Origin of the sequence: Nostoc sp. FACHB-892, from assembly GCF_014698795.1 — a bacterium.
GTDB lineage: Bacteria > Cyanobacteriota > Cyanobacteriia > Cyanobacteriales > Nostocaceae > Nostoc.
Genome location: NZ_JACJTR010000108.1, coordinates 1 through 7,499 on the forward strand (window position 1 = coordinate 1; position 7,499 = coordinate 7,499).

A 7,499-nucleotide genomic window follows, 5' to 3' on the forward strand; every position below is an offset into this window, starting at 1 on the left:
AACGTTGCCCTATTTCTTGTTGTTCCTTGACTTGCCCACTCGCCAGCCACCACAACATCTGTAACTTTTCTTTCTGGTTTCCCAAAGACGTTGTTTGTAGGCGTTTTTTTAGTTCCTCTTCGCTCTCGGCGATCTCAATCTTAAATGGGCGACTCATGGGTATGCTCACTTACCGAGTTTGTTTCTCCTTATTATATGTAGCTTCACATTAAATTGGTATTAGCCTTTTTGTCTCAAGCCCTACAGCGGAAATATCAAATAGTTGAAAATATTCATATTCCATCCGGTTAGCATTAACAAATTATGAATTAGCTAATCATAAGTAATTATAATTTATACCATGTCTGCTGCTTAGAAGATCCTGTATTTACAAGTATTAAAAGCTACAAATATTTTAGTGTTCGCTTTTTGGAGAAAAACTTTTTGGTTTACTGCAGATGTAAGCGACTGGTGACTGCACAGCATCCATAAAGGCGATCGCCTAAAATACTCACCCCAAGCCCTCACGCATGAGCAGCGTGAACCCTTAATTGATGGGTGCGTCCTGTGAGGGGCGTAAATTCTACGCGGGTGTAATCTTGTTCTCTCGCTATGACCTGGAAGTGTGTCAAGCTGGGTTTACCGTGCTGCCAATGAACTTTTTGCTCTTGTGAACCTGGCGTTGCTGAAACTGCTAGCTGAGTTACCCTAGGTGTCGGCGATCGCGTGCTAACACCTACGCACTTCAGTTGTTTGTAATTGTGCGTGTCCTTCAGCATAGCCGTTATCTACACGGCGATAGACTGTTTCTTCTTGATTTCTGCCCTACACCACTCGTGACTTAACATCAAGGAAAAGCATTAAATTATAATGGTTTTAATCAGCAATTAACTGTGCTAAAAAAAGAGATTGAATGGCTGAACGTTGTAGATAAGTTTGCTCTCCAGAAGTTACTCAAAAATTTATAACCAGCGTACAAATACTTTTTCACTAACTTAAAAAACTCAGTCAATAAGGTGTTGGCTTTCCTAAACTTAAAAAGAAGTAGAGATCCAAACAGTGAAGCAGGAATCATGTCACTTGTAGTGGTGTGAGGTTTAATTTAATTATTAACTGGTTGACTTTTGGTGAATATATTTGTAAATTTAACAAACAAACAAAAATTTACAAAAAAATAAAAAATACTATGCAACTGATAAAAGATGGTTTGTAAAAAGGTAAAATAACCTATTTACACTAATACACAAGATGATGTGTTTGTATAGTACGTAAATCTTAGGATTTCAAACTTTTTGAAATCTACTGATTGCTAGAACCATTCAGGTCAATTTCACAATACACCAATAAAGAAATAAAAGTGATAAAAATAACTAGACGAGAAGCCCTGAAGCTAGGAGCGCTTACAGGTGGTTCTTTGCTGATTCCTATAGGCTTGCTATCTCGTGGACAAGCAGCAACTGCTGGTAGTCCTCAGCCTAGTCGTTTTGGTGTTAAACTTCCCATACCGCCAGTACTTAAACCAGTGCGGAGTAATGCGACCACAGATTACTACCAGATCACGATGAAAAAAGCTCAGGTCAATATTTTGCCTGGGCGAACAACGCAGATATGGGCGTATAACGGTATTGCTCCTGGCCCCACAATTAAGCAACGTCAAGGGCGACAATCAATTATTCGCTTTATCAATAACAGTGTCGACACACCAACATCAGTTCACTTGCATGGCATGGCATCGTTACCGCAGTACGATGGCTATGCTGAAGATTTGACACCACCGGGTTTCTACAAAGATTACGTCTATCCGAACAAACGCGCAGCTACGTTATGGTATCACGACCACGCCATTCATAATACTGCGCGTAATGTTTATATGGGTTTGGCAGGTATGTACCTTGTTCAAGATGACTTTGAGCTTGGACTACCTTTACCCAAGGGTAAATACGATGTACCACTGTTTATCCAAGATAAGCAGTTTACTAATACTGGCAGGTTAGTCTTCAATACCCAGGGTGAAATTAGTCAATATGGTGATGTCATTTTGGTCAATGGTGCGCCTTGGCCGCGCATGGAGGTAGATACCTGTAAATACCGTTTCCGGATCTTGAATGGTTCGATTTCGCGCTCTTATAATCTTGCCCTGAGCAACGGCGATGATTTTATTATGATTGGCACTGATGCTGGATTAATGAGCGCACCAGTTAAAGTCAAAAATTTCCGGTTGGCGACGGCAGAACGTTACGAATTTATTATTGACTTTTCTAAATACCCAGTCGGCTCTCAGGTAGTGCTGCGAAATCTCGGACTTCCTAACAACACGAATTACGACGGTACGAATCAAATTATGCGCTTTGATGTTGTGCGGCGTGAACCAGATAATAGCTCTATTCCCCCCAGGTTACGTACAATCCAGCCTATCCCAGAATCTTCAGCAGTGCGAACCAGAGAATTTCAGTATGAGCGCTCTAATAATCTGTGGGTGATCAATGGCAAAGCCTGGAATAACATCCGAATTGATGCTAATCCTAAATTAGGCGATGTTGAAATCTGGAAATTGTCTAACCCATCAGGTCGTGCGTTTCATCCTATCCACCTTCACCTAATTGATTGCCTAATGCTTGACCGTAATGGTAAGCCACCTTTTCCTTACGAGCGTGGGTTAAAAGATGTCTTTTATGTTGGGGAAAACGAAACTATACGAGTAATTGGTAAGTTTGGCCCTAATACAGGTAAATATATGTCACACTGCCACAATGCGGTTCACGAAGACCACGATATGATGAATCAATTTGAAGTGGGACAAGGCGGACGCTCACCTTTTGCAGTGGCAGCAAAGCCACTTCCAGCCCCACCTTTATAGGCATTAACGCTTAGAGATAAGGCAGGGGGTAGGGAAAGCAGGGGGAGCACGGGGAGCAGGGGAGGCAAAAAAATTTGTATCAATTCTTTCGTAAAATGGTATGAGTACTTGCAACAAGTCTTTCGCCTTGTCCCCAAGTCCTCTTCGTTGAACGTCAAAAAGGTGTAATTGCTTGTAAATGCAGGGTTTTTTCTGACTGCGGATGCTCGAAGCGAAGTTCTCTGGCGTGCAGATGTAAGCGACTGGTGACTGCACAGCATCCATAAAGGCGATCGCCTAAAATACTCACCCCAAGCCCTCGCGCATCAGCCGCATGAACCCTTAATTGATGGGTGCGTCCTGTGAGGGGCGTAAATTCTACGCGGGTGTAATCTTGTTCTCTCGCTATGACCTGGAAGTGTGTCAAGCTGGGTTTACCGTGCTGCCAATTAACTTTTTGATAAGGGCGATTTTCAGGATCTCCCCATAGTGGCAATTCAATCACACCTTGTTCGACTGTAACAGCACCGGAAAGTACTGCTTCATAAACCTTGTGAACCTGGCGTTGCTGAAACTGCTGGCTGAGTTGCCGATGGATTTGACGATCGCGTGCCAACAACAAAATCCCAGAAGTTTCCTGATCTAGGCGATGCACAGATGCAAGCGTCATCCCATCCGGTAACAGATGACGAAAGCGACTCAAGACACTATCTTGGCGATCGCTATAACGCCCAGGTACTGAAAGTAATCCAGTCGGTTTGTTTACAGCAATCAGCCATTCGTCTTCATAAATAATGGGTATGACCTCTCCCCAAACCCCTCCCCTGATAGGGGAGGGGCTTCTTACTCCCCCTTCCCTTGCAGGTAGCGGGGTTGGGGGGTTGTAACTTAACCCAGAGAGCAAAAACCCCATCAATGGCTGACATCGTTCAGCACACGCTCCATAAAATTCTCCCTGAATTTTATCCTGATTTACTGAAGACATTCCCCACCAAAACTCCGCCATTGCCAATGGTTTTAAATTATGTGTTGCCGCATAATGGAGCAGCTTTGGGGCACAACAGTCTCCTGTGCCTGTGGGGGAGCCTCCTGGCATCAATTGCTGTAATGATAGCGATCGCCCAGAAAAATTAGTCAGGCTGTAGGTAGCGTGCATCTGAGCTTGTAATTGCCGGGACAGTGCTTTACGCTGTTGTTTCAGTTCGCTAATTCGCGCATCTGTCGCTGCAATTAACTGCTGGAGGGGCTGTAATACAGCATTCTGCTGACGTTTAAGTTGTCGTCGCTCAATTCCTTGCTGACGACTTTCTTCGTCAAGTTGTTCAAGAGCAATTTTAAGTGCTTCTTTTGTAAGTGTATTGCAGATTTGCTGACGTTTTTCCTGTCTTTGCTGTTTGCTATGGCGATAGCGATCGCTCATTATTTGCAACTGTTGTTTAAATTCATCAGACAGGGTTTCATACTGCTGGCGTTCGGTCAGTTGCTTTAAGGTAATAATTTCTTGTTTAATCGCGTCCAGCTGTACTAAAGTACGGGTTTCTTCTAAAGCAACTTCGTCTCGTCCTGGAATTGGTGGAACCCAGTCCTCAACCACACTGCAACCATTCAAAAGACCGGAGAAGGCTTTGAGTACCTTTTGTTCGCCATTAGGCAGTTCAACTAATAGTATTCCATACATCTTGCCTTCACGAGAATAACAGTCATTGTTGGCAAGTTGTTGCATTAGCCCGTGGGCGATCGCTTCAGATATCGAGGTGCGGGGTAATCTTAAGCTTGCGCCACTTTGGAGACAACGCCCTTCGTACCAATAACTAGGAGATGAGTCGCTGATCGCAAAATCGCAGTCAATGAAATCTGAAAGTGCGTGCAGAACTACCATACAAAGTATGCTTGCAAATCTAGCTGATCTTAACATCTGAAATTATTGCTTTTGCTAGCAAGTTCGTAGTAATACCGTTTCTTTGTGAAGCTGCATATATTTGGTTGATAATTATGGCAATATATCAGCGTTTACCTTATAAGGTAGCTGAGACTTTTAGAACTTTTCTACTGCGGGCAATACGTTAAAAAACCTTGTGGGAAACCTTAAAAAATTTTTAGGACTTATTGTTTTTGCCAAACCTCAGAGAACGACGAGTTAATAGTTAAAGCGTCATCAACTTACCCTCGTAAATTGGCAGAGGTATTGTTCTTAAGTAGCGTTTATTCTTTGCAAACCAGTGTAAATATTGAACCGTTTTCCGCGCAGGAATCCAATTAAGGTGATCCCGAATTCTTTGGCAACAGACACCGCCAAACTACTGGGAGCGGAAACAGAACAGACAATGGGAACTCCAGCAGTTGTAGATTTTTGCAAAATCTCAAAACTAGAGCGTCCGCTTACCAAAACAATACAATTATTTAAAGGCAACTCGTCACAGAGCAAAGCTGTACCAATCAATTTATCCAAAGCATTGTGTCGTCCAACATCTTCGCGCAGGTTTAACAGTTGTCCTTGAGCATTGAAGGTAGCCGCAGCGTGCAAACCTCCTGTAGCTGTGAAGATACCTTGAGCAGCCCGGAGTTTATCAGGTAGGCTGTAAATGATTTCAGGTGTTACTGTTGGGCCAGAAGGAATCACTGGACATCCCCGCAGACGCAAAGCTTCAAGGCTAGCTTTACCACACACTCCACAGGCGCTACTAGTGTAGAAATGACGCTCCAAAGGCTGTAAGTCTGGAATTAAACCATCTCGCAGTTCTACATTTACGATGTTATGGCGTTGTTCACCATCTACCAATTCATCCACACAGTAACTAATACGTCGGATATCTTCTCTGTGGCTAACGACTCCTTCACTGTAGAGGAAACCAGCAGCTAGTTCAAAATCTGCTCCTGGTGTTCGCATAGTTACAGCTACCGTCTTCTGAAGAGGGGCAAGGCGAATTTCTAAAGGTTCCTCGGTAGTAAGTTGGTCTAAACGCGATCGCATTTTACCATTTTCTACTATCCAAACAGTGGCTTTTGTCTTACTTGTAGTTGGCATTCTCATATTTATAAGAGTTGGTCAAAACAGGCAAGGGAGCAGGGGCGGAGGCGGAAAAACTGAGACAGAGCTTGTACTCCGTCTCGTTCAAGCGTCCTAGAAGGACGGGGCTTCTCTTCTCTACGAGACGCTCCGCTCCACCTCTTGGGAAGCGCTTGCTCCCCCAGCTAATAGCTCCCTCCCCCCTGTCTCTTCGGTGAATTGAAATTTTGATACTAATATTTATATTGATTGCAACTACATTCTTTTGGAACTGATTGTTGAAAATATCACTAGAGGAACTCTTGCACAAGCAATTCGTAATCAGATTTTAAATTTGCTTTTCCCTCCCATTGAGTTAAATCGTAGAGGAAATATTACATCATTTGATAATTCAAAATCTTTGGCGGCGGACATGGCTGCAAGTTTTGGAGTGATATAGGTGATATAAACTTACTGTAATCTAAGTTTGTTTTTCCAGACGCGCGATCGCATTATAATCAAGAACCTCTTTAAGCGATCACTTACTGTCATAGACGCTACTTTAAGTTTTAACATTTATCTTTACTCTCCATACATCGAAGCAGGCATTTTTGTAACTAGCAACTTGAGTTATCTATATCTATCTTATGTAGTGAGTGTTATACCTACCCTAAGTGGGGTTATCTATCTACATTTGTTCGTTAAGTTATATGAAGTACTCAAAGCAAACCTTCTCAGTAAGTAACTGAGGAAATCAAAATAACCTTAACTTAGTTGGAGTTTTTTATGACTTACACAGCCGATGAAGCAACAAAACCAGCTTTAGAAACCTTTAAAGGTTTTGATGTAGATACTCAGCTAGCCCTACTTTGGTTCGGTTACCTCGACCTTAAAGAACAACTAAACCCAGCACCTCCTTCAAGCGTTGAAGCTCTTGCTAAAGCAGTGTTTGACCAAATCCAGAACTTGTCTAAAGAAGAGCAACTGCAAGCACAACGCGACATTATTAATGGTGCAAATAACAATATCACCCAAGGCTATACTGCTCTAAGTCCTAATGCCAAATTAGACGTTTGGCTACTGTTGGCACAAGGAATGGACAATGGAAGCGTCATTCAAGTACCGTCAGACTATCAACTTCCTGGTGAAACGGATGAATTTGTCGCAATGATCAAAAAGCTAGAGTTTGAGCAGCGCGTTAATTTTATGTTGAGTGTGGTGCAAGCGTTCGGTTAGTATAAGTCTAAGAACTCTCAATACTTTCTAGAATTGAGGGCAACTGAAAATAGCAAATTAAGCTAAATCTGGCTCCTTTTGCTCTACTTTAATAGACGTTAATTTAGAACTACCGCACAGATACTCATCTTTGCGGTAGTCGTGATGTAATATCATGTTCGACTTAATACTTAGGGCTTGCTGAAAAAGTTATAAAAAAGCAATTATTTTGAGTTGACTAGTTATTTAAGCAGGGTCAAAGATAAGTTTTTGTTGCCTATAGATAGTAAAATTATAAGGCTTGTTTATATCAATCGTTAAAAAAGGTCTATTTTTCCAAAATAGACATAAAAAGGGTATCCGCTCAATAAATCGGGGTAGTGCAAAAAATAAAAAGTAGATAGATGCACATAGCGCCGTAGAATATATCACATGGCGCAAAAGCAATCTCCAGAAAAACAAGTAGAGGCATTATTGCAAACC

The 7,499-nt window shown here is 42.2% G+C and carries 5 protein-coding genes and 1 pseudogene; 3 read left to right on the forward strand and 3 right to left on the reverse strand.

Going from position 1 to position 7,499, the window contains the following annotated elements:
• Positions 1-434 precede the first annotated feature (434 nt).
• Positions 435-659, reverse strand: a pseudogene (locus H6G96_RS39585) (pseudouridine synthase); the annotation flags it as partial.
• Between the two features lie 677 nt (positions 660-1,336).
• On the opposite strand from H6G96_RS39585, the gene H6G96_RS39590 reads away from it, so the two are divergent.
• Positions 1,337-2,836: a multicopper oxidase domain-containing protein gene (locus H6G96_RS39590; RefSeq protein ID WP_190919971.1), complete on the forward strand. Its 1,500-nt coding sequence runs from the start codon at positions 1,337-1,339 to the stop codon at positions 2,834-2,836.
• A 154-nt stretch (positions 2,837-2,990) separates the two neighbouring features.
• Here the strand turns inward: H6G96_RS39590 and H6G96_RS39595 are convergent, their stop codons facing one another.
• Positions 2,991-4,694: a pseudouridine synthase gene (locus H6G96_RS39595; protein WP_190919974.1), complete on the reverse strand. Its 1,704-nt coding sequence runs from the start codon at positions 4,692-4,694 to the stop codon at positions 2,991-2,993.
• A gap of 312 nt (positions 4,695-5,006) precedes the next feature.
• A complete protein-coding gene (fdhD, locus tag H6G96_RS39600; protein ID WP_190919976.1) occupies positions 5,007-5,846 on the reverse strand; it encodes a formate dehydrogenase accessory sulfurtransferase FdhD in 840 nt (279 codons plus the stop codon).
• A 241-nt stretch (positions 5,847-6,087) separates the two neighbouring features.
• On the opposite strand from fdhD, the gene H6G96_RS39605 reads away from it, so the two are divergent.
• On the forward strand, positions 6,088-6,261 hold the full coding sequence (locus H6G96_RS39605) for a hypothetical protein (RefSeq protein WP_190919978.1): 174 nt from the start codon (positions 6,088-6,090) through the stop codon (positions 6,259-6,261).
• A gap of 326 nt (positions 6,262-6,587) precedes the next feature.
• Positions 6,588-7,037, forward strand: coding sequence for an orange carotenoid protein N-terminal domain-containing protein (locus tag H6G96_RS39610; protein ID WP_190919980.1), 450 nt, complete (start codon positions 6,588-6,590; stop codon positions 7,035-7,037).
• Positions 7,038-7,499 lie beyond the last annotated feature (462 nt).

Bases quoted from the DNA above. Each gene is read 5' to 3' on its own strand.
- H6G96_RS39595 (WP_190919974.1), bottom strand. From the start codon at position 4,694: ATGGTAGTTCTGCACGCACTTTCAGATTTCATTGACTGCGATTTTGCG.
- fdhD (WP_190919976.1), bottom strand. From the start codon at position 5,846: ATGAGAATGCCAACTACAAGTAAGACAAAAGCCACTGTTTGGATAGTA.
- H6G96_RS39610 (WP_190919980.1), top strand. From the start codon at position 6,588: ATGACTTACACAGCCGATGAAGCAACAAAACCAGCTTTAGAAACCTTT.